Origin of the sequence: Azoarcus sp. L1K30 (assembly GCF_018122735.1) — a bacterium.
Lineage (GTDB): Bacteria > Pseudomonadota > Gammaproteobacteria > Burkholderiales > Rhodocyclaceae > Parazoarcus.
The window spans coordinates 1554461-1577980 of the sequence record NZ_JAGRRD010000001.1 but is presented as its reverse complement, the minus strand read 5'-3'; the positions used below and the strand labels follow the sequence as shown (position 1 = coordinate 1577980).

At 63.3% G+C, this 23520-nt stretch carries 22 protein-coding genes and 1 tRNA gene; 8 read left to right on the top strand and 15 right to left on the bottom strand.

Annotation, left to right across the window (positions count from 1 at the left end; translation table 11 throughout):
• The 3 genes from J5J83_RS07150 to J5J83_RS07140 all read right to left on the bottom strand — a co-directional run.
• A partial coding sequence (locus tag J5J83_RS07150) for a DUF3488 domain-containing protein (RefSeq protein ID WP_212347115.1) occupies positions 1–809 on the bottom strand: 809 nt, incomplete at its 3' end.
• Positions 796–1800: a DUF58 domain-containing protein gene (locus J5J83_RS07145; protein WP_212347112.1), complete on the bottom strand. Its 1005-nt coding sequence runs from the start codon at positions 1798–1800 to the stop codon at positions 796–798. The genes J5J83_RS07145 and J5J83_RS07150, both read right to left, overlap by 14 nt.
• The gene (locus tag J5J83_RS07140; RefSeq protein WP_212347109.1) at positions 1800–2717 is read right to left on the bottom strand and encodes an AAA family ATPase; all 918 of its coding nucleotides are present in this window, start codon (positions 2715–2717) and stop codon (positions 1800–1802) included. The genes J5J83_RS07145 and J5J83_RS07140 overlap by 1 nt, the downstream gene beginning before the upstream one ends.
• A gap of 139 nt (positions 2718–2856) precedes the next feature.
• Between J5J83_RS07140 and J5J83_RS07135 the strand changes: the two genes are divergently transcribed.
• The 3 genes from J5J83_RS07135 (at position 2857) to bamC (ending at position 5922) form a co-directional block, all read left to right on the top strand.
• A complete protein-coding gene (locus tag J5J83_RS07135) occupies positions 2857–3783 on the top strand; it encodes a histone deacetylase family protein (RefSeq protein WP_212347107.1) in 927 nt (308 codons plus the stop codon).
• A 91-nt stretch (positions 3784–3874) separates the two neighbouring features.
• The gene (dapA, locus tag J5J83_RS07130) at positions 3875–4753 is read left to right on the top strand and encodes a 4-hydroxy-tetrahydrodipicolinate synthase (protein ID WP_212347104.1); all 879 of its coding nucleotides are present in this window, start codon (positions 3875–3877) and stop codon (positions 4751–4753) included.
• 23 nt (positions 4754–4776) lie between these two features.
• Positions 4777–5922: an outer membrane protein assembly factor BamC gene (bamC, locus tag J5J83_RS07125; RefSeq protein WP_212347101.1), complete on the top strand. Its 1146-nt coding sequence runs from the start codon at positions 4777–4779 to the stop codon at positions 5920–5922.
• 103 nt (positions 5923–6025) lie between these two features.
• Here bamC and J5J83_RS07120 read toward each other — a convergent pair whose 3' ends face one another.
• The 3 genes from J5J83_RS07120 to J5J83_RS07110 form a co-directional block, all read right to left on the bottom strand.
• Complete coding sequence (locus J5J83_RS07120) at positions 6026–6385, bottom strand: hypothetical protein (RefSeq protein ID WP_212347098.1); 360 nt, start codon at positions 6383–6385, stop codon at positions 6026–6028.
• 145 nt (positions 6386–6530) lie between these two features.
• Positions 6531–7019 carry a hypothetical protein gene (locus tag J5J83_RS07115; RefSeq protein WP_212347095.1) on the bottom strand — a complete coding sequence of 163 codons (489 nt, stop codon included), beginning with the start codon at positions 7017–7019 and terminating at the stop codon, positions 6531–6533.
• Positions 7012–8151, bottom strand: a complete 1140-nt coding sequence (locus tag J5J83_RS07110; protein ID WP_212347092.1) for a cupin domain-containing protein — start codon at positions 8149–8151, stop codon at positions 7012–7014. Before J5J83_RS07110 ends, J5J83_RS07115 begins: the two co-directional genes overlap by 8 nt.
• Positions 8152–8324: 173 nt before the next feature.
• Between J5J83_RS07110 and rlmD the strand changes: the two genes are divergently transcribed.
• Both rlmD and J5J83_RS07100 read left to right on the top strand, forming a co-directional pair.
• On the top strand, positions 8325–9626 hold the full coding sequence (gene rlmD / locus J5J83_RS07105) for a 23S rRNA (uracil(1939)-C(5))-methyltransferase RlmD (protein WP_212347089.1): 1302 nt from the start codon (positions 8325–8327) through the stop codon (positions 9624–9626).
• Positions 9627–9681: 55 nt separating this feature from the next.
• Positions 9682–9771 (top strand) — tRNA-Ser (locus J5J83_RS07100).
• A gap of 556 nt (positions 9772–10327) precedes the next feature.
• Here J5J83_RS07100 and J5J83_RS07095 read toward each other — a convergent pair.
• The gene (locus J5J83_RS07095; RefSeq protein ID WP_212347086.1) at positions 10328–10582 is read right to left on the bottom strand and encodes a hypothetical protein; all 255 of its coding nucleotides are present in this window, start codon (positions 10580–10582) and stop codon (positions 10328–10330) included.
• Positions 10583–10603: 21 nt separating this feature from the next.
• Between J5J83_RS07095 and J5J83_RS07090 the strand changes: the two genes are divergently transcribed.
• Complete coding sequence (locus J5J83_RS07090) at positions 10604–14443, top strand: EAL domain-containing protein (protein WP_212347082.1); 3840 nt, start codon at positions 10604–10606, stop codon at positions 14441–14443.
• A 359-nt stretch (positions 14444–14802) separates the two neighbouring features.
• Positions 14803–15171, top strand: coding sequence for a DUF1499 domain-containing protein (locus tag J5J83_RS23115; RefSeq protein ID WP_212347079.1), 369 nt, complete (start codon positions 14803–14805; stop codon positions 15169–15171).
• 1 nt (position 15172) lies between these two features.
• Here J5J83_RS23115 and J5J83_RS07080 read toward each other — a convergent pair whose 3' ends face one another.
• From J5J83_RS07080 to nadC, 6 genes are all read right to left on the bottom strand, one after another.
• On the bottom strand, positions 15173–15382 hold the full coding sequence (locus J5J83_RS07080) for a dodecin (protein ID WP_212347076.1): 210 nt from the start codon (positions 15380–15382) through the stop codon (positions 15173–15175).
• Positions 15383–15545: 163 nt separating this feature from the next.
• The gene (locus J5J83_RS07075; protein WP_212347073.1) at positions 15546–15914 is read right to left on the bottom strand and encodes a YajD family HNH nuclease; all 369 of its coding nucleotides are present in this window, start codon (positions 15912–15914) and stop codon (positions 15546–15548) included.
• A gap of 70 nt (positions 15915–15984) precedes the next feature.
• Positions 15985–18114 carry a 4Fe-4S binding protein gene (locus J5J83_RS07070; RefSeq protein WP_249115645.1) on the bottom strand — a complete coding sequence of 710 codons (2130 nt, stop codon included), beginning with the start codon at positions 18112–18114 and terminating at the stop codon, positions 15985–15987.
• Between the two features lie 107 nt (positions 18115–18221).
• A complete protein-coding gene (locus J5J83_RS07065) occupies positions 18222–18431 on the bottom strand; it encodes a zf-HC2 domain-containing protein (protein WP_212347070.1) in 210 nt (69 codons plus the stop codon).
• Complete coding sequence (locus J5J83_RS07060) at positions 18425–19054, bottom strand: sigma-70 family RNA polymerase sigma factor (protein WP_212347067.1); 630 nt, start codon at positions 19052–19054, stop codon at positions 18425–18427. The genes J5J83_RS07065 and J5J83_RS07060 overlap by 7 nt, the downstream gene beginning before the upstream one ends.
• 155 nt (positions 19055–19209) lie before the next feature.
• Positions 19210–20055: a carboxylating nicotinate-nucleotide diphosphorylase gene (gene nadC, locus J5J83_RS07055; protein ID WP_212347064.1), complete on the bottom strand. Its 846-nt coding sequence runs from the start codon at positions 20053–20055 to the stop codon at positions 19210–19212.
• A gap of 88 nt (positions 20056–20143) precedes the next feature.
• Here nadC and J5J83_RS07050 point away from each other — a divergent pair, with 88 nt between their 5' ends.
• On the top strand, positions 20144–21028 hold the full coding sequence (locus J5J83_RS07050) for a DMT family transporter (RefSeq protein WP_212347061.1): 885 nt from the start codon (positions 20144–20146) through the stop codon (positions 21026–21028).
• A 30-nt stretch (positions 21029–21058) separates the two neighbouring features.
• Here the strand turns inward: J5J83_RS07050 and J5J83_RS07045 are convergent, their stop codons facing one another.
• Both J5J83_RS07045 and J5J83_RS07040 read right to left on the bottom strand, forming a co-directional pair.
• Positions 21059–21961, bottom strand: coding sequence for a DMT family transporter (locus J5J83_RS07045; RefSeq protein WP_249115644.1), 903 nt, complete (start codon positions 21959–21961; stop codon positions 21059–21061).
• A 4-nt stretch (positions 21962–21965) separates the two neighbouring features.
• A complete protein-coding gene (locus J5J83_RS07040; protein WP_212347058.1) occupies positions 21966–23474 on the bottom strand; it encodes an NAD(P)H-hydrate dehydratase in 1509 nt (502 codons plus the stop codon).
• Between the last annotated feature and the right edge of the window lie 46 nt (positions 23475–23520).

Genomic DNA, 23520 nt, shown 5'->3' with positions numbered 1-23520 from the left:
CTCTCGGGGTGGCGCGCGGCCCGCCAAGTCGTTCCGTCAAAGAGACTCAGTACCGGGCCACGCCAGTAACGCTGTGACGGTGGCGGTGCGCCGTCGGCAAACTCGGCGCGAAAGGCGATGGCATCGGACAGGCTGAGTTCGCTGATCGAGCCTGGTGCCATGGTGTCGGACAGACCGCTCATGCCGCTGTGGGCGTCGGCCGGCAGGCCCCACAGCGGGCCCTGAATGCGGGGAAAGAGCACGAACAGGACGAGCATGAAGGGCAGGCCCTGTGCCAGCAGCACGGCGCTCGTGCGCAGGCGTTCGCGGTGGCTTGCGTCCGGGTCGGACAGGGCCAGCAGCGCGCCGATCGACAGCAGGGTGGCGCCCGCGGCGAGTACCGCGACCGGCACCGTCTGATTGTCGAAGAACACGCCGAGCTGGAGAAAGAAGCAGAGCAGCACCGCCGCGCGGATGTCGCGCATGCTTCGGGTCTCGAGCAGTTTCAGTCCGAGCAGCAGGGCGAGAAAGGCCAGCCCCGGGTCCTTGCCGAAGAAATGTCCGTAGGCCAGACGGGTGCCGACACCCGCGGCAATGGCGATCAGCAGCACGAAGTGGCGATTGGGCGCGCGACTGCCACGCAACAGCAAGGCAAGCCGCCAACCCAGCAGTAGCGCGCTCAAGCCCGTGACCCAGAGCGGCAGCGCCAGTGCATGAGGCGCAAGCGTCAGCGCCGCGGCACCAACCAGCCACAGCCCCTGGTCGCGTCGCAGCGTGGCTGTTTCGGCCGGGCCCGATGCGCCGGTGCGCGCGCGTCTAAGCCTGAACATCGCCGCCCGGCGTGACCGGCGCCTGGCCATACATTGCCAACGCGCGCAGGCATTGGTTCAGATGAACCTTGCCGCGGCCGAAAGGAAAGTAGCTGCCTGGCAACTGCAGCGCATAGCGCTCTCCGCTGCGCTCGGCGATCAGCAACCACGAAGTGAGTCTGGACAGGCGCTTTTCGTCGTCCATCGAGGCCGGCAATGCGGCCCACTCGAGCGTGAGATCGCCGCCTTCGAGCGCGGAGAACTGCTTGGTCATCAACGGGCCGCCGCGGGCAAGGACCTTCCACGCGAGGTGACGTGGCGAGTCAGAGGCCTGATAAGCGCGCAAGCCGGCAAAGTCGTCGTCGCCATCGTGCGGGCTGTGCTGTCCGCGGGCGTCACCGGCGGCGTGTGACGGCAAGGCGGGTGGATCGATCTCGGGCGCGGGGTAGACAAGACCGGTGAGTTCGGGAATGAACACGCTCCATGCGCGGATCAGGCCGAGCGGCCAGCGGGTTTCCAGTATGGTGCGCCCGAGCGCGATCGCGCCGCGCCTCGTTGTCGGCACTGGGAGCGCGGTCTCGGCGATGGCGCCAGGCGCCACCCCGAATGCGGCATGCGCGTCATGCGCACGCAGGACGAGGGCGGGGCGGCGCGCCGGGCGGCGGTTCTCGATCAACAGGTGGAAGACGAGGCGCTCGCCGCAGAATGCCGGTTCGACACGCCCGCCACGGATCGACAGATGCAACAGGTTGCGAAAGGCGTGCACGATGCTTGCGACCGCCACGCCAGCGAGCAGAAACGTCAGTGCATAGCCAAGGCTGAGGTTGTAGTTGATCGACGCGATCAGCATGACCACTAGCGCGATCGCATAGCCGTATCCGGCCGCGGTGGGCAGTACGTAGATGCGGCGCTGGTAGAGGATGATCGGGCCGGCTTCGGGGCGACCGAGGCGGAATAGCCAGCGGTCGATCACGTTTCGGCTCGCGCCGGAGACGGCGCCGACGACCGTCATCAGCTCACCGCCACGGACTTCAGCAGACGTTCGAGTGAGGCCGTTGCCACCGGTCGTCCGTCGCCGGCCACATGCAGGCGGTGGCCGGCCACATGCGGGAACATGCGCTGTACGTCCTCCGGCAGCACGTGGTCGCGCCCTTCGATCAGCGCCCAAGCGCGTGCCAGCGCGACCAGCCCCAGCCCCGCCCGCGGGCTGAGTCCGCCGGTCAGCTCGGTGCTGTGCCGTGTGGCGGCGAGCAGGGCCTGTATGTAGTCGATCAGCCGGTCGGCGACCATGATGTCGCGGGCCGCGTGTTGCAACTCGATCAGTTGCGCGGGCGAAATCACCGGTTGCTGGCGTTCGATCAGGTCGCGGCGCGATTCGCCCAGCAGCAGCGCACGCTCGGCTGCGTGATCGGGGTAGCCAAGGTGAATGCGCATCAGGAAACGATCGAGCTGGCTCTCGGGCAGCGGGAAGGTGCCAATCTGGGTCGAGGGGTTCTGCGTGGCGATGACGAAGAAGGGCTCAGGCAGGGGCAGGGTGGCGCCGTCGGCGGTGATCTGGCGCTCTTCCATGGATTCGAGCAGGGCGCTCTGGGTCTTGGGGGTGGCGCGGTTGATCTCGTCGGCGAGGATGAGTTGCGCAAACACCGGGCCCGGGTTGAAGCGGAAACTGCCGGTGTCGCGGTCGAAAACGGAGACGCCGACGATGTCGGCCGGCAGCAGGTCGCTGGTGAACTGGATGCGCTGGAAGTGGAGTCCGACCAAGCGTGCCAGTACATGGGCGAGGGTCGTCTTGCCCACGCCGGGCATGTCCTCGATCAGCAGATGACCACGCGCGATCAGGCAGCAAAGCGCCAGTTGCAATTCGTGTTCCTTGCCGAGGATGATCTGGCTGGCGGCTTCGAGCAGCCTGATTGCATGGCGACGGGGCATGTTTATGCGTACTGTGAAATTGATCTGGAAGCGGTGATAATAGACGACAAAGATCGCGAGCCCGCACCATGGGCCATTACCAACGGCCGTTTGAAACGGCTGCTCGGGGAAAGTTCGCCCTAATGAGGAGAGGAGGGGTATGACGACAACGGCGTTCATTACGCACCGTGATTGCTGGCTGCATGACATGGGGGCGCATCACCCCGAATGTTCGGATCGACTGGGGGCGATCAACGACCGGCTGATCGCTGCGGGGCTGGATCTGTACCTTTCGTTCTATGATGCACCGTTGGCAACGGACGAGCAGGTGACGCGCGTGCATCCGGCGAGTTACCTGGGAGAACTGCTCGACAGCGTTCCCGAGCACGGCATTCGCCATCTCGACCCCGATACCGCGATGTGCCCGAACACCATGAAGGCGGCGCTGCGCTCGGCCGGTGCGGGCGTGCTTGCCACCGATCTCGTGCTCAAGGGCGAGATCGAGAATGCGTTCTGTGCCATTCGCCCGCCTGGTCATCATGCGGAGCGGGCAAAGGCCATGGGGTTCTGCTTTCTCAATAACGTCGCCATCGCCGCCCGGCATGCCACCGATGCGCACGGGCTAGAGCGCGTGGCCATCGTCGACTTCGACGTGCATCATGGCAATGGAACCGAGGACATCTTCCGCGACGACCCCAGGGTGATGATGGTGAGCATCTTCCAGCATCCGTTCTATCCCTACAGCGGTGTCGAGAACCAGCCCAAGCACATGTGCAATGTGCCGGTGCCGGCCGGCACGCGTGGCGACGCCTTCCGTCAGGTCGTCAGCGATATCTGGGTGCCCGCGCTGCGCAACCACAATCCGCAGGCCATCTTCATTTCCGCCGGATTCGATGCGCACTACGAGGACGACATGGGCTCGCTGGGCCTGGTCGAGGCCGATTACATCTGGGCGACACAGCAGATCAAGTCGGTGGCTGAGGATTGCGGGCACAAGCGCGTCGTCTCGCTGCTCGAGGGCGGGTATTCGCTGAGCTCGCTGGCACGCTCGGTGGTGTCCCACATCAAGGCCCTGGCCGATCTGTGATCTGCGCGATCCGCAGCACGGAACGCACGCCGGGGCTGGCTGTGTTGCGGCGATCGGTTAGAATCAGGTTTTTATCGTTTTGGTCCCCGCAATGATTACCGGATCGATTGTCGCCATCGTCACGCCGATGCATGAGGATGGCAGCCTGGATTTTCCCCGTTTGCGCAGCCTGATTGACTGGCACATCGCCGAAGGCACAGACGGTATCGTCATTGTCGGCACGACCGGCGAATCGCCGACTGTCGCAGTCGACGAACACTGTGAGCTCATCCGCGCATCGGTCGAGCATGCCGCGGGCCGCATTCCGGTCATCGCAGGCACCGGCGCCAACTCGACGGCGGAAGCAGTCGAATTGGCCCGTTTCGCCCAGCAGGCCGGTGCCGTAGCCCATCTGTCCGTCGTGCCCTATTACAACCGGCCGACGCAGGAGGGGCTCTACCGCCATTTCCGCACCATCGCCGAAGCGATCGAATTGCCGTTGATCCTTTACAACGTGCCGGGCCGCACGGTGGCCGATCTCGCCAACGATACGACGCTTCGCCTGGCCGAGATTCCGAACATCATCGGCGTCAAGGACGCGACCGGCAGCATCGATCGCAATTGCGACCTGATCGAGCGTGCGCCGGATGGTTTCGCACTCTACAGCGGTGACGACATGACCGTTGCCGCCTTCATGCTGCTGGGCGGACACGGAACGATCTCGGTGACGGCAAACGTCGCCCCCCGAGCGATGCATGAGATGTGTGCGGCGGCGCTTGCGGGCGATGCGCTCAAGACTCGCGCGATCAATGCCAGTCTGCTCGGTCTTCACCGTCACCTGTTCTGTGAAGCCAATCCGATTCCGGTCAAGTGGGCGGTGGCCCGCATGGGCCTGATGGGCGACGGTATCCGGCTGCCGCTGACGCCGCTGAGCGAGAGCTGTCACGAACGTGTGCGCCAGGCCATGCGCCAGGCCGGTATCAATCTCTGACCCGTATTTTCTCCAGGAACCTCATGAACCGCTCGTTGCGCACCTCTGCTTCCCTGCTTGCGCTGTCGCTGATGCTCGCAGGCTGCTCCAGTTCCATGCTTGAGTCCAAGCGTATCGATTACAAGAGTGCCAGTGGCAGCCGTACCGCGCCGCTGGAGGTTCCGCCCGATCTGACCGCACCGTCCCGCGACGAGCGTTTCGCCGTACCCGACGTGACACCGCGCGGCGTGGCCACCTATTCCGCTTACAGTGCAGACCGTGCCGCGACGCCGGCTGCGCGCAGCAGCACCGATGTGCTGCCGGCACCCAAGAACATGCGCATCGAACGTGCAGGCAGCCAGCGCTGGCTGGTGGTGCCGGGCAATGCGGCCGACCTGTGGCCCAAGGTCAAGGATTTCTGGCTTGAACTGGGTTTCATCCTGAATATCGACAACCCCGAGATCGGCGTACTTGAAACCGACTGGGCAGAGGATCGCGCAAAGATTCCGCAGGACTTCATCCGGTCCACGCTGGGCAAGGTCATCGACGGCCTGTATTCGACGCCCGAGCGCGACAAGTTTCGCACCCGTCTCGAGGTCGGCAAGGACGGCAAATCGGTGGAGATCTACATCAGTCATCGCGGGCTGGTGGAAATCTATCCGAACGAGGGCAAGGACATGACGGTGTGGCAACCGCGCCCGGCGGATCCCGAGCTCGAGGCCGAAATGCTGCGCCGCTTGATGATTGCGCTCGGCGCCGACGAAAACCGAGCCCAGGCGGCGCTGGCATCGGCGCCGACAGCCGAGCGTGCAAAGGTGTCGGCAACGGTGGATGGACAGGTCAACCTGCAGATCGCAGAACCCTTCGACCGCGCATGGCGTCGCGTCGGTCTGGCCCTCGACCGTATCGGCTTTACCGTCGAAGACCGTGACCGCGCACAGGGACTGTTCTTCGTGCGCTATGTCGATCCCGAAGCGGACAATCAGACCAAGAAGGACAGCGGCTTCCTTTCCAAGCTTGCATTCTGGCGCAGCAGCGAAAAGCCGGTTGCCAGTGGCAGCGAGTACAAGCTGCGCGTCGTGGGGCAGGGCGATGCATCGGTCGTGAGCGTGCTGACCCGCGAAGGTGGCGCCGACAAGTCCGAGACGGCCAAGCGCATGCTTGGACTGCTGCAGCAAGAGTTGCGCTGAGTATTGGGTTGCGCCGGTCTGTCCATTCGCGGCAGCCCGGCGATCAGCAGCGATAAAAAAAGCCGGTCTTTTCAGACCGGCTTTTTCCTTGTGTGCAGAAGGATTACTTCGGCATGGCTTCCTTGGTTGCGTCCTTCGCGGCAGCGGCGCCTTCCTTGGCGGCCTCGACTGCAGCAGCGGCGCCTTCCTTGGCAGCCTCGACTGCGTCGGCAGCACCTTCCTTGGTGGCTTCGACGGCAGCAGCAGTGCCTTCCTTGACCGCGTCAACGGCGGCCGCACCGCTTTCCTTGGCGGCTTCAACGGCAGCAGCGGCGCTTTCCTTCGCTTCTTCAGCGGCGGGCGCGGCGGCCGGAGCAGCCTGCTCGACAGGCGCCGGTGCTGGTGCCGGTGCCGGTTCTTCGGTCTTGCTGCAAGCGGAGATTGCGAGGGCCATCATGGTGGCAGCGAGGAGGGAGAGTTTCATGTTGTTTTCCTTTTGATTGGGTGAAGACAGCAGTTGCCCGGCCGTTCGAGGATGAATATCGGATACCGGAAGCACGCGAATGCTAGCACGTTACGATTGCGTCGAACCACCGGATTGGTGCATTGCGAAATGCAAGAAAATGCGACTAAAGCCCAAGCTGCACGCCACTTGGGCCGGGGGTGGCGCTTACCCAAAGTGTTTCAAATTGTGCGATAAGCGGCGCTGTCGAACGTGCGTCGTCGACGCAGCACTTTCCGCGCGGGCGGGCGCTGTGGAATCGGGTCACCAGGTGGACGCCGTCGGCCACGACAAATGCGGCGTCTGGCAGCGCACGCGGGTCGCTAGCCAGCCGGATCTCGATTTTCTGGTTGTACTGGCCGAGCAATGTCAGCAGCCTTGCGCACTGACGCTCGAGAAAACCCGAATCCTGCAACAATATGCGAACAGCTACGAGTTGTGCCGAGCGCAGCAGCAGCTGTTTGAGTGTGTCGACGCCGGCCGGATGCTCGAACCCGGTCTCGGCGAGATCAGGGTCGAATATCAGCAGACTTGAGCTGGCGCGGTCGACCGTCTCGATGAGGGCCGAGCGATACGCCGCCCAGCTGTCGATCGCACGCTCAAGGGGTTCAGCCATGATCGGTTGCTGGATGGCCGAATCCGTCCTCATGCCATTGATGCAGCAGATCGACGAAGGTGTCTGAGAAGGGTGTGCCGGCCGCCACCTTGCGATGGTGGGCGAGCGCCGCCAAGGCCTCACGATCGGACGGGTCGAAGTCTAGCGGCTCGCCGTTCAGGTAGAAGCCGGTCTCGTTCCATAGCAGCAGGGATCGGGCGTCGAGCGCAAAGCCGTGCTTCTTGAGCGCGGCGTCGAAGCGTTTGCGGCTGAGTGGCTTTTCGGGTGGATCGAAAAAGATGTGCGACTTGGGTTCGGTGAGGTATTCGCCGACGAACGCGGCCACCTCCTTGCGCGACCAGGTGATGCCGGCGAGCATGCGCTCGATCTGGTCGATCATCTTTGGTCCGATTTCGGCCGAATTGTCCTGGAGTTCGAGGTCGGGGTCGGCATACAGGCCGTCGAGGCAGATGCGTTCCTGCATCCAGCCGAGAAATTCAGCACCCAGTTCCTGCGCCGTCGGCGAGCGAAAGCCGATCGAGTAGGTCGTGCATTCGCCGATGGCGGTGCCGTTGTGGGCCCAGTGCGGCGGCAGGTAGAGCAGGTCGCCCGGCTCCAGGATCCAGTCGTGTGCGGGGGTGAAATGCTTCAGGATGCGCAGCGGCGCGTCTTCGACCAGCGTACGGTCTTCCTGGTCGGCAATCTGCCACCGGCGCTTGCCGATGCCCTGTAGCAGGAAGACATCATAGTTGTCGAAGTGGGGGCCGACGCCACCGCCATCGACCGCGTAACTCACCATCAGATCGTCGAGGCGAGCCTGCGGAATGAAGTCGAACTGATGCAACAGCGCGTCGCCCGCCGGCACCCACAGGTTCAAGCCCTGCACCAGCACGGTCCACGGCTGGCGCTTGCCGCGCAGGCGTCCCCGCGTTTGTGGCCCGCGTTCGAGCACCCACTCGCTGCCGGGGGAGTCTGGCAGGTAGCGCACATAACGCGATTCGACATCTTCATCGCAGGCGAGATCGAACAACTCGTCGCGGGACACGACACCGGTGAAACCGGGTACGGCCTGGCGCACGAGCAGGGGTTTCTTTTGCCAGTAGTCTTCGAGGAACTGGCGGGGCGACATGCCCCCGAGCAGGGTTTTCATCATGGCGGGCATTATAGGCGTCGAGCATCGACGGCGCAGCCTCCGTGCCATGGCAACAACAGTGACGGGAGGAGGGGCTTCACGCCCCTTCGCCGTGTCGCGAAAGTACTCGCGCGAGCAGCGTCGCTGCGTGCGCATGCGCTAAAATCGCGGGCTTTTCTCCATCGAGGCGCATCATGCCGATCGCAGTCATCGAATCGTTGGACCACGAGGGGCGCGGCGTCACCCACGTCGATGGCAAGGCCGTGTTTGTCGACGGCGCGCTGCCGGGCGAAACCGTGGAATATGCGGTGCACCGCAGCCGGCCGACCTACGAGCAGGCCGAGGTGGTGCGCGTCATCCGTGCGAGCGCCCAACGCGTCACGCCGCGCTGCGCCATCTACGGCATCTGCGGTGGCTGTTCAATGCAGCACCTCGACCCGGTTGCGCAAGCAGCGGCCAAGCAGCGCGTCATGGAGAACGCGTTCAGGCATATCGGCAAGCTCAGGCCCGGCATCATTCATGCCGCGATTCATGGCCCGTCCTGGGGCTATCGCTACCGCGCCCGCATCAGCGCGCGCTTGGTGCCGAGCAAGGGCGGACTGCGTATCGGGTTTCACGAACGACGATCGAGCTACATTGCCGACATGCGCGCCTGCGAGGTGTTGCCGCCGGACATTTCGGCGCTGCTGCCGCGCATGCGCGAGTTGATCGCAGGGCTGTCAGTGCCGGATCGCTTGCCGCAGATCGAACTCGCGGTAAGCGATACCGCAACTGCACTGGTATTTCGTCATCTCGTGCCGCTCAATGCGGCGGACAGGAACAGCCTGAAGGCGTTCGCCGTTGAGGCCGACGTGCAGGTGTGGCTGCAGCCGGGCGGACCGGAAACCGCCCATCGCTTCCACCCCAAGGAGGGTCCCGCGCTCGCCTATACCCTGCCCGAGTTCGACATCAGCATGGAATTCCGGCCGACCGATTTCACCCAGGTGAATGTGCACATCAATCGCCTGCTCATCCGCCGCGCCATGCAGCTGCTCGACCCGCAGCCGGGTGAGCGGATTGCGGATTTGTTCTGCGGGCTGGGCAATTTCAGCCTGCCGATCGCGCGTTCGGGCGCGACCGTGGTCGGCGTCGAGGGCAGTGACACCTTGGTACTGCGTGCGCTTGAGAATGCGCGCCGCAATGGTCTCGCCGACCTTACCGAGTTTCACGCAGCCAACCTTTTCGAAACTACGGAAGACAGCCTGGCGGCACTGGGAAGACTCGACAAACTGCTGATCGACCCGCCGCGGGAAGGCGCCATCGCCGTGGTGAAGGCGCTCGGCCCGCAACAGCTGCCCGCGCGAATCGTCTATGTTTCGTGCAACCCGGCCACGCTCGCGCGCGATGCCGCCGTGCTCGTGCATGAAAAGGGCTACGTCCTGCGCGGCGCCGGCATCGCCAACATGTTTCCGCAGACCTCGCATGTGGAGTCGATCGCGCTGTTCGAGCAGCCCTGAGCGGCGTGGTCATTCCTTGAACTCGCGGTGGCCGGTGTTATACTGCCGGCCTTCCGGAAGCGTGGCAGAGCGGTTGAATGCAACGGTCTTGAAAACCGTCAGGGGTTTACGCCCCTCGTGAGTTCGAATCTCACCGCTTCCGCCAGTTGGATACGAGAATCCTGGATGATCGAGGTTTCTTGATTTCCGCAGTGCGGTGATTCGCCTTCCGTACTACCGCGCGCTTGGTGGTGACTTGAGGACGAATGCCCATGACCGTCCCTTCCGGCTTGGCAGCGATCTCTGAATGTCCTCTCTTTGAGTGCGTCATGCCCGCTTGGCAACATGCCGGATCGGCGCCACCAGATCGTTCTCCAACGCCGGTAAGCCGTTACTGCTAAAGTAAGTGGCCGTGGGCTTGATGGGGCGCAAGTCCTCAACAGCGCGGAAGCACTACAGTGTTGTTTTCTATTGCACGCTGGCGTCGTGTGGTTTCTTTCTCGATCATCGCGCAGTTGCGCAGCTAGGTTCGGTGGTTAATGCATATGGACTATGTGCCGGGTCTGGCTCGTCGTGAAGCGTCGCGTATTCCCGCAATCGGATATCACCTCATCGTTTTTTTCGTGATCCTGATCGCGTGCATCTGGCTCGGAATCTCGCACCAGATACGGCATGCACGGGAGCACGGTCTGCAGGCTGCACATCGCGATCTCAGCAACCTGTCACTGGCCTTCGCCGAGCACGTTGAGTCGTCGGCTCGAGCGCTCGATCTTTCCCTGCTTGCGCTGCGGCACAATGTGCCGATTGTCAGGCGCGAAGACTTTGATCGATATGTGCTTGAACAGCAACGCAGTCTCGATCCGAACGTCAGCTTTCAGATTGCAGTCATCGATGGCACTGGCGTACTGGCGTACAGCAATCTTGATCCGGATGCCAAACCGGTCAGCCTGGCCGACCGGGAGCATTTCAGGGTTCACCAGCAGTCCCATGCCGACCGGTTGTTCGTCAGCAAGCCGGTACTTGGCCGCGTTTCGAAACGCTGGAGCATCCAGTTCACCCGGCCCATCATTAATGCGGACGCCTCGTTCGGTGGCGTGATCGTGATTTCGGTCGCGCCCGAGTACTTTTCGAACTTTTACAAAAAGATCAGCCTTGGCGAAGGCGGGGTTGTCAATCTCTTCAGAGCGTCGGGCGAGATTCTGGCTCGTTCCCCGGACCTGGATGACGCCATCGGCAAGAAGGTCGACGGGCTGATTCCCGCTGACCTTCGCAGCGATGGTTCCGACGTGATCCAGCACAGTTCCAGCGTTGATGGCGTGGAGCGAATTTACGGCGTGCGCGGACTGCCCGCTCTGGGCCTGATTGTCTCCGTCGGCAAGTCTGTCGACAGCATCGATGCGGTATCGGCTCAGGAGCGAACGACGTTGCTCATTGCCGGACTCGCGATGACCGCCCTCATCGTTGCCTTTGCCGTCGGTGTCCTGGTCAGCTTGCGACAGCGTGCCCAGGCGGCGGCGAGGATCGCCGCCACTGAGGAGCAGGACCGGGTGTTGACCACTGCGCTCGAGGCTGCACCGAATGCGATCGTGATCACTGACGCCGACGTCCGGATTCAATGGGCCAACCCCGCGTTTACCGCTCTTACGGGCTATACGCTGCACGAGGCAATCGGACACAAGCCAGCTGAACTGGTCAAATCCGGTCTGCAGCCTCCGGCGTTTTACGAGAAGATGTGGAAAGTTCTGAGCGCTGGCCAGGTCTGGCGCGGCGAACTGTTCAATCGGCGCAAGGACGGCAGTATTTATTGCGAGGAGTTGGTCATCGCCCCGGTGCGTATCGATGGGCGAGCGGCCACGCATTTTGTCGGCATCAAGACCGACATCAGCGATCGCAAGGCAGCTGAGCAGACCATCGCGCGGGTCAGTCAGCGGTACCAGATGATGCTTCACATGGCCAGCGATGGTGTGTACATCCTGAATGCAGATGGGAAATTTCTCGAAGTCAGCAATGCGAGTGCCGCCATGCTGGGGTACGAGCGATCCGAATTGCTGGAGATGTCCGTATTCGATATTGACGCGAGTCATTCGCGTGCCGACATCGAGCGGCTACTGGCCGAGCGAATTGAACCAAAGTCGGAGCACGCCGTATTCGAAACGCGGCACCGCGGCAAAGACGGGCGTATCGTCGACGTCGAAATCAGTACGGCTGCGCTCGTTGTCGACGGTGAACCTGTCATTTTCTCTTCAGTGCGTAACATCACTGAACGCAAACGCACGACAGAGGCACTCAACGAGAGTGAGGCACGCTGGAAGTTCGCGCTCGAGGGGGCGGGTGATGGGGTTTTCGACTGGGATCTCGCCACGGACAGGTTTACGTTGTCCGCGACGGCGAACCAGTTCCTCGGTGAAGACGAACACCGTACGGTCGACTCCATTGCCGGGTGGGAGAGACGGGTGCATCCAATGGACGCGTCCGGCCGGCGAGCGGCGCTGCAGTCCTACCTGAATGGGGAATCGTCGACCTTTAGCTGTGAGTACAGGGTCCGGACATGTCTCGGGCGCTGGGTCTGGATCCTGTCGCGCGGGGCGGTGATCAAGCGCGGGGCAGATGGCACGGCATTGCGAATGGTCGGAACGATCGTCGATATTGACCGTCGTCGGCGGGACGCCGAACGATCGGGAATTCGTACCCGCATGATGGAGGAGCTGGCGCGCGGGGGGAGCCTGCAGCGTGTTCTGGATACCGCACTGAGCGGAATGGCACGGACCAAGTTTGGCCTGGCTTTCGCCGTCTTGATGACGCGTGGAAATGGTGTGTTCCGCGTGATTTCCGCACCGGATGAGGCCGTCCCGTTGTTGGGGCGAACGCTGACGCTTGGCTCTGACGAGGTGAAGATATGTACCTGCGGGCATCTGGATGGCGGCCCAGCGCAGAAAGAGGAGAACAGCGGATACTGGCTGTCGCTCCGTGAGTTCGCCGAGCCGCTGTCCATGGTGCCACGCTGTTCAGAGCCCCTGATGTCGAGGGCGGGAGAGATCGACGGCATGCTTGTCGTGTTTGGCCGTCAACAGGCAGAGCTCGGGCCGTCCGACCGCCAGGATATCCAGGAGATGTCTGCGCTCATCAGCATTGCGATCCAGCGCAAGCGTGCAGATGAACAATTGCAGCTGGCAGCCTCCGTTTATGACGCGAGCAGCGAGTCCGTCATGATTCTCGATGCCGACAATCGCATTCTCGCCGTCAATCCGGCTTTCAATCGAACCACGGGATATGCCGCCGATGATGTCATTGGCCGGAATCCGCGAATACTCAGCTCCGGGCGGCAGTCATCGACGTTCTATCGTGCCATGTGGGATGAAATTCTGAAAACCGGCTCGTGGCAAGGTGAAATCTGGAATCGACGCAAGAACGGGGAAATTTTTGCGGAATGGCTGACCATCGACACGGTGCACGATGACGCAGGCGAAATCCTGCGGAGAGTCGCGATTTTCACCGACGTGACCGAGCGCAAGGCAGCCGAGGAAAAAGTCTGGTTGCAGGCCAACTACGACGCCTTGACCGGATTGCCGAACCGCCAGCTGTTTTACGATCGCATGTCGCAGGCACTTCGACTTGCGGCGCGCGAGGGCACTTCCGTGGCACTGCTCTTTATCGATCTGGATCATTTCAAAGACGTCAACGACACCTTGGGCCACGATGCCGGCGATGCACTGCTGAAGGAAGCCGCATTGAGAATTTCGGCCTGTGTCAGGAAGTCGGACACGGTTGCACGCCTTGGGGGCGACGAATTTACCGTGCTGGTTGCCGGACTCAAAGAAGCGGTCGTTGCTGAGCGGTTGGCAAGGGCGATTGTGGCGAGCGTGATGCGCCCCTTCACCCTGAAGTCCGAGCGCGCCTATGTTTCTGCCAGTGTGGGGATGACGCTGTTTCCGGATGATGGCGATGATGTTGAAACGCTCTTCAAGCACGCCGACCAGGCCATGTATGCGGCAAAGGCGGCCGGGCGCAATGGATATTCGTGGTTTACCGCCGACTTGCAGCAAGCGGCCGAATGGCGTCGGAATCTGGCGCACGACCTTCGGCAGGCATTGCACCAGAACCAGCTGGAAGTGTATTACCAGCCGATCGTCGATATGCGTACCGGCGCGATCGTGAAGGCAGAGGCCCTTCTGCGCTGGCACCATCCAGAGCGCGGGATGGTGGGGCCCGCCGAATTCATACCGATCGCCGAGGAGATTGGGTTGATCGGCGAGATCGGCGATTGGGTGTTCATGCAGGTCGCGGGCACGGCAGCATCCTGGAGGTCACCTTCACAGGCATCGGCAATGCCGCCCATCGAGATCAGCATCAACAAATCACCACGGCAGTTTGCAACCGCCGGGACGCACGATGCATGGCTGAAGGAGCTCGAGCGCCTCCAGCTGCCTGGCAGTGCCATCATCGTCGAGATCACCGAAGGCCTGCTGCTCGATGATCGCACCGAAGTGACCGAGCGATTGCACAAGCTTCGCGGCGCCGGCGTGCGACTGGCACTGGACGATTTCGGCACGGGTTATTCGGCCATGGGCTATTTGCAGCGCTACGACATCGATTTTCTGAAGATCGATCGCTCCTTCGTCAGCGCGCTGTCGTCTTCACCCGGCGACCGAGCCATCTCCGAGGCGATCATCGCGATGGCGCACAAACTTGGCATCCAGGTCGTTGCCGAGGGCATCGAGAATGAGGATCAGCATAATATCCTGCACGCCGCGGGTTGTGATTTCGGGCAGGGGTTCCTGTTTGCACGACCGATGCCGATGGACGATTTCGAGGCCTTCTGCAAGGACGCCAGGCGCTGACGTTACCCCCACGCCTATGTGCCAGGGCCTTGGCCTGAGATGGCACCAGCACGACGGCGGCGCCCCCGCTGGTCAGACGGGTTTCGACTACCCCGGAATGGGGCCGCAACATAAAAAAGCCCGGACGCTTTCGGGTCCGGGCTAAATCCACACCAAAGGAGGAGGGTGGAGGAGACGGCTTAAGCATACTGTGGCGTATGCTGCGACGCAATATCCATGCATTTGAATTTTTCTATGATGTGATAAATTTATATATTGGATGTGAGGTGAGAGTGGGGACATCGAGGTGCTGCAGACGCTTTGCCTTTGTCGGTGTCATCGCGTGTCTGGCGGCCGGAGACGATGTGGCAGGCACGGCGGTGGCTGACGAACCCCTCGCGCCCTGTCCGGCATCGCCAAACTGTGTTTCGTCACTGATGGTGGGCGAGATGCATGTCGACCCGCTCACCTATAGTGATACGGCGGACGCGGCAAGGCAGCGCCTGCTTGCAGTGCTGGCAGGGATGGAGCGGGCAACGCTCGTCGGCAAAGGCGGGCGGAATGTGGGTGTCGAGTTCCGCTCGGCCGTGTTCGGCTTCATCGACGACGTCGAATTCCGCTTCGAGCCGCCCGGTCAGATTCAGGTGCGTTCGGCTTCACGCACGGGGTATTACGATTTTGGCGTCAATCGCCGTCGGGTGGAGGCGATCCGAGACGCCTTTGCCGCGAGCAGCCAGACAACGCGTTGAATCACTCTTCCAGGCGGAAGCCCACTTTTACCTTGACCTGAAAATGGGCGATCCCGCCGTTCGAGATGTGGCCGCGGATTTCGGTGGCTTCGAACCAGTCCATGTGGCGCACGCTATGGCCGGCCTTTTCAATGGCGTTACGGATGGCATCGTCCGTGCCTGTCGGGGACGAGCCCACGAGTTCGACGATCTTGTATACGTGGTCCGACATGATGTCCTCCCCACAATTTTCAACGATGTCATCCCAGTATAGCGGGTCGTTCCGATCGCGAACGACACGGAATTGACCGTCGCACACGACGGTTGCCCCGGCACCGCGAAGCAGCACTTGATCGCGGCATGGACGTGGCGGGTACTGGCCGAGCCTGTCCGACTCAGTTTTTCTTCGCAGCCAGCTTTGCCCTCAGGTCTGCGAATGGAGAATGCGTGGCCACGCTGCCGTTATCGGTCATGGTGCTGCCGCCGGCCTGCGCTTCGAGCTGGCGCTGGTGCTCGTTGTCGTGGCAGTAGATGCACAACAATTCCCAGTTGCTGCCATCGGGTGGATTGTTGTCGTGGTTGTGGTCGCGATGATGGACGGTGAGTTCGCGCAGATTGACGTGGGTGAACTCGCGCGCGCAGCGGCCGCAGACCCATGGATAGATCTTCAGCGCGCGTTCGCGGTAGCCGTCGCTGCGCGAGTCGGCGTTGCGTCTGGCGTCGGCGACGATCTGGTCGAGCTTGTTGTGGTCGATTTTCTTCATGAGTCTGGTGTCTGTTCGGCTCAGCGCATGTTAGCGCAAGCCGGCACGCACTGCGCGTTCAGGAGTGGCTTCAGCGCCTTACTGTTCGCCCCTTGCGCCGGTAAAGAATCAGTGGCGCGCAGCGCTGGTCGTCGTGATAGATGCCGACGCAGTCGAGGCACTGAAAACAGTTGTCGTAGTCGATCCGGCCGTCGCGCTTGATCGCATCGTAGCTGCAACGGTGGCGGCAGGTCTGGCAGGGCTGGCCGCATTCGCTGCGGCGGGCGAGCCAGTCGGGCAGCCTCAGCTTGCCCCCCAGCGTGATGGCCGCGCCGAGCGGGCACAGGAAGCGGCAGAAGAACTTGTAGTAGATCGCGCTCAGGAGCAGCAAGGCCACGGCATAGGTGACGAACGGCCAGCTGCGGTCGAATCCGACGGTGATCGCGGTCTTGAACGGCTCGACTTCCACCAGGCGCTCTGCCGCTTGCGGTACCCACAGGGCGCACAGGGCGAGCGCGGCCAGGATGACGTAGCGGCCGCGATCGAGGGCATTGGCCAGGCCTGTCGGCAAACGGCGCGCGCGGATGCCAAGCCGACGGCCGAGCAGGCTGACGAATTCCTGCAATGCGCCAAAGGGGCACAACCAGCCGCAGAAGGTGCCGCGCCCCCAGATGAAGAAGGAGAGTGCGGTGAAGGCAATCAGCAGCAGCGAGATTGGATCATAAAGAAAGCTCGACAGCCCCTGGCCCGCAGCAAGCGACTTGATGGCACCGGTCAGCTGCACGATGGAGAGTTGCCCTTGCCCGTACCAGCCGACGAACCCCAGGGTAAAGGCGAGAAAGGTCAGACGGAAGATGCGCAGCCGAGTGGCGCTGACGGCAATCCACCGTGGCCGGGCAAGCACCAGGGTGAGCACTGCGAGTGCTGCGGCGATGATGCCGAGGTCGACGCCGCGGTCCATCCAGGCTACGAGCCAGTCCGGCGGTGGGGCGGGCGGATAGGTCATCAAGGCGGCCGGCGGGGCGTAGTCGAGATGCACCGTGCGCTCGGTCGTGACCGGCAGGATCGAACCACGGGCGCGGCTCAGGGTCAGCCCGAAACGTGCATTCTGTGCCGGGTCGAGTCCGGATAGCGGCGGCAGTTGCACGGCCAGCATGCTGTTGAACGGCGGTGCGCCAGGCGGTGGGACTGGCTCGAGGTCGAGATCCCGGGTTTCATAGGCGATGCTGTCCTGCGTCAGGGACAGGCGTCGGGGTACGGTGCCGCGCACGAAATCGTCGTCGAGCAGCGACGCACGACCGGCAGTGGCGACCCAGTACGCCTGCTGCCCGGGCTCGAGATGCTCCATCAGGTAGGCATAGCGGCGGTCGCCGAGCAGGTTGCGGCCGATCGTGGGCGCGTTCAGATAGGCGACATAGAAATCGACGCCGGTGTCGTCCGGCGCCGTCAACGCCTGCGCGTCCTGACCTGCCCCCTCGGTGCCGGCAAACAGCGCCTCGACTTCGCGATTGCTCAGGCGCAGATGACGCACGTAGCCACCTTCCAGCAGTGCGCCAAAATCGAGTTGCGAGTAGCGGTCGGTGCGCACCCGGGCTACCGGGCCGCGCTGCGACGGCGCAGCGAAGGCGAGCTGAGCACGCGCGACCGCAAGCGCGGAGGTGAGGACGGTCTGATTGACGATGCGGATCGAGGCGGTGGCTTTGGTGACGCCGTCCAGTACCTGCCGACCGCCGTCGCCGCGATTGCGATCGCGGCCATAGATGCTGGCCACGCTGATGGGTTCGAGCAGGCTTTTGCCGGCATATTGCCGGACGAACTCGTGCAGTGGGGCTTCGCCAAGGCCGCTGAGAAACACCGGTTCATGCTGGCGCAGGACCTCGACGCTGCGCAAGGTGCCCTTGCGGTCGATGGCGATGAGAAGATTGAACGGGGTGCCCTCGAAGCCAGGAATGGGCGCGAGATCGATCGATTCGAAGGCATAGGCCACCGGGCCCGTGTCGGGTGCCAGTTCGCTGGTGATGGGCCACGCCGGGACGTTGGCAAGGCGATCGCCGACCTTCAGCGGAGCTTGAAAACGAGCTTCGATGTCGGCCCGGCTCAGCTCGCCCGCGCGCAACATCGCGGGTTGCCCCGCGATCAGGATGACCAGTACGGCAAGACAGGCCCGCAGCGCGCTGGCGATGCAGGTACGGGCAAACATTGCCATTTCGGACGTGTTCATGTGCCTCCGGCCGCGGTCGAGTGCTGCGGTGTACGGCGTTCTGTCCGGAATCGTAACGCAACCCCTGTGCCAGCGTGCCGCCTCCTGCGCGGCGGGGCGGGCAGGTGTTACCGGTGGTCCCTGTCGTCGTCACCCGAACTTGCTTCGCCGCTGGCATAGCGGCGGGTGATCTTGCGCAAGTGGCGCATCTGCTCTTCGAAATTGGTGCAGCCGGTGCACATCAGTATGTGCATGCGCAAGGACAGGCGTTCGCGCAGGTTCAGTTCGCGGTCGAGCGCTTCGGAGCTGAGTCGGGTGGCTTCCTTGCAGGTCAGCATGTGCGGCAATCTCCGGCCTGGAACCAGTTTCCTTCGAGACAGCTGCGCAGACCGGCGCGGGCGCGGTAGAGGATAACGTGGCAATTGTTGGTGGTGATCTCGAGCTGGGTGCAGATCTCGCTGGTCTCGAAGCCAAGCATTTCACGCATCATGAACACGCGAGCGATGTTCTCCGGCAGGCGGTCGAGGCAGGCTTCGAACACCGCCCAGAACTGCTTGTTGCCGAGGGCGTCGTCGGGGGCGGTCCATTGCGTCGGGCGGGACTGCTTGGTCCAGTGGCCGTTCTCGCGGAATAGCGCATCGATTTTCTCGTCCTCGGTACTGTCGTCGTCGCCGATCGAGGAGAGTGACACCGTGCGTGCGCCACGTCGCAGGATGTCGATGATCTTGTTGCGCAGGATGCTGAAGATCCAGGTCTTGAGCGCCGCCCGGCCTTCGTGGCGGGCGGCGTTGATCAGGGCGGCTTCAATCGCCTCCTGCACGGCGTCTTCAGCCAGCGCGGCGTCGCGCAGTTGCATCTGCGCGAAACGCAACATGTCCCTGCGCAGTTCGGTCAGTACGGCCGGATCGGATAGTGCGTCTGCCGGCGACTGAGTGTCTGTACGGGTCTGGGCACGCGCCATGCGCGATCTCCGTGGCCTGTTGATCGGGGGTGAAGCACTGGTAAAACGCGGCCATCACCGGTCATGACCGCTGCGCGCGCCGGCCTGCCTGTGTTGACGCGCAGCTCGACGAGCATGAGTCGATTAGGTAGCCAGAATCTTACGCCGACCGTCGATCAGGCCTCGATATGACGCAAGGACAGGTCGAGCGCGTGCACATCCTTGGTGAGGCTGCCGATGGAAATCCGATCCACGCCGGTTTCGGCAATTTCGCGCACTCGCGCCAGATTGACGCCGCCCGAGGCTTCGAGTTCAGCTCGGCCGCGATTGATGGCGACGGCTTCGCGCATGTCCTCGAGGCTCATGTTGTCCAGCAGGATCATGCTGACACCGGCATCGAGCGCCTCTCGCAATTCGTCGAGGCTCTCGACCTCGACCTCGATGAAGACATTGGAGGGCGCAATGATGCGTGCCTGATCGACGACCTCGCGAATACCGCCCGCAGCGATGATGTGGTTTTCCTTGATCAGGATGCCGTCGTAGAGACCGATGCGATGATTGACGCCGCCACCGACTGCCACCGCATATTTTTGTGCCAGACGCAGACCGGGCAAGGTCTTGCGCGTGTCGACGATCTTTGCGCCGGTGCCGGCAACCGCGTCCACATAGCGGCGAGTGATGGTCGCTGTGCCCGAGAGCAATTGCAGGAAATTCAAGGCGGTGCGTTCGGCGGTCAGCAATACGCGGGCCCGCGCGAGAACCTCGCACAACTCCTGGCCGGCCTCGACGCGGTCGCCGTCCTTGACGTGCCACTTGACCGTGGCTGCGGGGCTGAGTGCGGCAAAGGCGGCGTCGAACCATGCGGTGCCGCAAATGACCGCGTCTTCGCGCGTGATCACCCGGCCGCGCGCCTCGGACTGGGCGGGCACAAGACGGGCAGTGAGGTCGCCCGTGCCGATATCTTCTGCAAGCGAGGCGGCTACACAGCGCTGGATTTCGACGCGAAGCTGTTCGGAGAGCATGTTTTGAAAGCCGGTTTGAGTAAGGGGTGACAAGATTCTATCATTGCGCTCCGACGCCCCGGTTGCGTCATTCCTTGCTGGGGGCACCTTGAAATCTCGTGACCTTGCCGAACTCTTCCTGCTGGCAGCAATCTGGGGCGGTTCCTTTCTGCTGATGCGCATTGCTGCGCCGTCGTTCGGACCCTTTGCGCTGATCGAGTTACGGGTGGGGCTAGCGGCCGCGGTGCTGATTCCGATTCTTGCGTTTCAGGGCGGTGTTTCGGAGTTGCTCAGCCGTTGGCGTCCGCTACTGATGATTGGTCTGACCGCTTCGGCATTGCCGTTTGTGCTCTACGCTTGGGCAACCTTGTCCGTCACGGCGGGTTTCGCGGCCATCGTGAATGCGACGACGCCGATGTTCACGGCACTCGTGGCCTGGGTGTGGCTGAAGGACAAGTTGAGCACCGCGGCCCTGGTCGGTATGGTGGTTGGCGTGTTCGGGGTGGCGATTCTGGTGTGGGGCAAGGTATCGTTCAAGGACGGGGGCTCCGGTTGGGCAGTGCTGGCCTGCCTCGGCGCAACCCTTTCATACGGTATTGCCGGCAGCCTGACCAAGCGCTTCATGACCGGCGTATCGCCGATGGTGACTGCGGCCGGCAGTCAGCTTTACGCAGCGGTGCTGCTGCTCCCGCCGGCGGTCGCCTGGTGGCCGGCGCAGTCCCCGACGCTTCCCGTGTGGGGGGCGGCCACCTTACTCGCGGTGGTGTGCAGCGGCCTGGCCTATGTGCTGTTCTTCCGTCTCATGTCGCGCCTTGGCCCGACACGCACGGTCACGGTCACCTTTCTGATTCCGGTATTCGGCATGTTCTGGGGTGCTGCGCTGCTCGACGAGAAGGTATCGTTGAGCATGCTGGCAGGCTGCGCTGTCATCCTGTTGGGGACGGGGTTGGCTACCGGCCTGCTCGAACGCCTGCCACGGCCGTGGCGAACCTGATTCGCGCCGCGAGGGATGCCGATGAATTGGCTAGACCTTGTGCCGGCTGCTGGCGCCGGCGCGCCGGCTGTCGATCGCGATGATGACGCCGGCTGCGCCGATGGTCAGAATGCCGATCAATGCCATCTCGTCCGGAAAGTGACCGAATAGCGCCCAGCCGACCAGCATGGCCCAGATCAGTTGCACATAGAGGATGGGCGACAGCACCGAGGCGGGCGCGGACGCAAATGCGCGAATCAGCAGGAAGTGGCCGGTTCCGCCGTAGATGCCCAAGGACGCGATCAGCAGTGCGTCGCGGAGGCCGGGCATCGGACCGCCCCAGATCCACGGCAGCAGCAGCGTCATCGCCAGGGTACCGATCAGCGCGGTGTAGAACAGCATGGCGACCGGATTTTCGGTGGTGCTCAATTGGCGGGTCAGAATCTGGTACAGCGCATAGGACATCGCGCCACCGAGTGCAAGCGCAATACCGGAAGGAACCAGCCCGCTGCCCGGTCGCGCGATCAAAAGCACGCCGACAAAGCCGATCAGGGCAGCGATCCAGCGCATGCCACCGATGTGCTCGCCAAGCAAGGGCCTGGCGAGCAATGTCACGATAAGTGGCGCGGCAAAGACGATGGCCGTCGTTTCCGCCAATGGCATGCGCGAGAGTGCGGCCATGCCGAAACAGGTCGTCCCCAGCAGGCACACGGCCCGGATGATCTGGCGAGCGGGGCGGGTGGTGCTGATGAGGCGCATGCGCATCGACGGCGCAAGAAACACCACCATCAGCAGAAAATGGACGGTGTATCGCGCCCACACGAGCATCGGTACGGGATAGGTTTGTGCCAGATGCTTGGCGGTGGAGTCGAGCAGGACGAACAGGAACAGGGCGCCCAGCAGCAAGCCAATGCTGCGGGCCAGACCCGGTGCGTGCGTGATCAAGTTCGTCAAGGGCTCAATGACGCGAACGCGCGCCTTCGATCAGCCATCCGTTGAAGACGCCGCGTGCTGCATCGATAACCTCGCTGGCACTCAATCCGATCGGGCCGATGCCTTCACGCGCGAGGCGGTCGGCCGCCGCGCCGTGCAGATGAACGGCACCGATCAGCGCCGCCTCGGCGAGCCAGCCCTGTGCGAGCAGACTCAGCACCAGTCCGCTGAGCACGTCGCCCATACCTGCAGTGGCCATGCCCGGGTGTCCGGTGTTGTTGATGAACCAGCGTCCGTCCGGCGTGGCGATGATGCTGCCGCAGCCCTTCAGTACGGTGATTGCGTTGTACCGGCTGGCCAGGGCCAGCGCGGCAGCCAGACGGTCGTGCTGCACCGTGGTCGTGGTCGCGCCCAGCAGGCGCGCGGCTTCGGCCGGGTGTGGCGTGATCAGCGTCACCGCGGTGCGCGCGCCCAAGGCGTGGGCCAACGCGGCATCGTTGGCAATGATATTGAGCGCGTCGGCATCGAGCAGCAGCGGAATGTCGCGCCTGATGGCGGTGTCGAGCAAACTCACGGCTTCGGCGCTTCGTCCCAGTCCGGGCCCGGCGGCAAGGGCCGTCAGGTGCTCGGGAAGCGCATTCGCGGCGCGTAGCATGAGTTCGGGGTGCTGGATGTCGACCGTCGGCGCGGCGGGGTCGAGCAAGCCGACGAAAACCCGCCCTGCGCCCAGCCACAGCGCGGCACGTCCGGCCAGCAGCGCAGCACCGGCCATGCCGCTCGCACCGCCAAGAATGCCGGCATCGCCGTACATGCCTTTGTGGGTGTTGCGCGGGCGCGGTGACAGGTGATGCTGAAACAGGCTGCAGCGGACGCTGTAGCCGCGCGGCGGCACCCAGGCCGGGGCGTCGATCTCGATGCGCTGCACCGAGATCTCACCACAATAGTCCGGCCCGTCAAGCGTCAGCAGCCCCGGCTTGAGTGTGATGAAGGTCGTGGTATGGGTGGCGCGAAAGCAGGGGCCGAGGGGTCGGCCGGTGTCGGCATCGAGGCCGCTGGGAACATCGAGCGCCATGCGCGGCACCTGCTGCGCGTTGAGCGTGTTGATCCATATCGCGTAACGTCCTTCCGGTGCGCGCTTCAGCCCGATGCCGAAGATGGCGTCGACCACCAGCGCCCACCCGTTGGCCGGCGCCGAAGGCAGGTCGGAGACGGTGCTGCCGCCGGCGAGTAGATAGTCGGCATGGGCCTTGCGGGCTTCGGCCGGCAGGGTGGCTGGATCGTGGGCAAAGGCGACGATGACTTCGCGCCCGGCCTGGCGAAGCTGGCGCGCCATCACGAAGCCGTCGCCGCCGTTGTTGCCAGGGCCGCAGGCAACCAGGATGGGGCCCGGCCGATCCATGATGAGGCGCACGGCGTCCTCCGCGGCGGCGCGACCAGCACGTTCCATCAGGGGCGGACGGGCGCTCGGGATCAGTTTGCGCTCGATCTCCCGGATGCAGGTGACAGGGTAAATGGGCTGTGCGGGCGTGAGCATGTGCGGGCTTTGAGCGAAGTGACCCCCGATTCTAAGGGCGAGCGCG

Excerpts from the sequence above, each read along its gene's own strand:
- nadC (WP_212347064.1), bottom strand. The coding sequence starts at position 20,055 with ATGCTCTCCGAACAGCTTCGCGTCGAAATCCAGCGCTGTGTAGCCGCC.
- bamC (WP_212347101.1), top strand. The coding sequence starts at position 4,777 with ATGAACCGCTCGTTGCGCACCTCTGCTTCCCTGCTTGCGCTGTCGCTG.
- J5J83_RS07140 (WP_212347109.1), bottom strand. The coding sequence starts at position 2,717 with ATGCCCCGTCGCCATGCAATCAGGCTGCTCGAAGCCGCCAGCCAGATC.
- J5J83_RS07070 (WP_249115645.1), bottom strand. The coding sequence starts at position 18,114 with ATGAACACGTCCGAAATGGCAATGTTTGCCCGTACCTGCATCGCCAGC.
- J5J83_RS07075 (WP_212347073.1), bottom strand. The coding sequence starts at position 15,914 with ATGAAGAAAATCGACCACAACAAGCTCGACCAGATCGTCGCCGACGCC.
- J5J83_RS07115 (WP_212347095.1), bottom strand. The coding sequence starts at position 7,019 with ATGGCTGAACCCCTTGAGCGTGCGATCGACAGCTGGGCGGCGTATCGC.
- J5J83_RS07145 (WP_212347112.1), bottom strand. The coding sequence starts at position 1,800 with ATGACGGTCGTCGGCGCCGTCTCCGGCGCGAGCCGAAACGTGATCGAC.
- J5J83_RS07080 (WP_212347076.1), bottom strand. The coding sequence starts at position 15,382 with ATGTCGGACCACGTATACAAGATCGTCGAACTCGTGGGCTCGTCCCCG.
- J5J83_RS07040 (WP_212347058.1), bottom strand. The coding sequence starts at position 23,474 with ATGCTCACGCCCGCACAGCCCATTTACCCTGTCACCTGCATCCGGGAG.
- J5J83_RS07065 (WP_212347070.1), bottom strand. The coding sequence starts at position 18,431 with ATGCTGACCTGCAAGGAAGCCACCCGACTCAGCTCCGAAGCGCTCGAC.
- J5J83_RS07110 (WP_212347092.1), bottom strand. The coding sequence starts at position 8,151 with ATGATGAAAACCCTGCTCGGGGGCATGTCGCCCCGCCAGTTCCTCGAA.
- dapA (WP_212347104.1), top strand. The coding sequence starts at position 3,875 with ATGATTACCGGATCGATTGTCGCCATCGTCACGCCGATGCATGAGGAT.
- J5J83_RS07060 (WP_212347067.1), bottom strand. The coding sequence starts at position 19,054 with ATGGCGCGTGCCCAGACCCGTACAGACACTCAGTCGCCGGCAGACGCA.
- J5J83_RS07120 (WP_212347098.1), bottom strand. The coding sequence starts at position 6,385 with ATGAAACTCTCCCTCCTCGCTGCCACCATGATGGCCCTCGCAATCTCC.
- J5J83_RS07135 (WP_212347107.1), top strand. The coding sequence starts at position 2,857 with ATGACGACAACGGCGTTCATTACGCACCGTGATTGCTGGCTGCATGAC.
- rlmD (WP_212347089.1), top strand. The coding sequence starts at position 8,325 with ATGCCGATCGCAGTCATCGAATCGTTGGACCACGAGGGGCGCGGCGTC.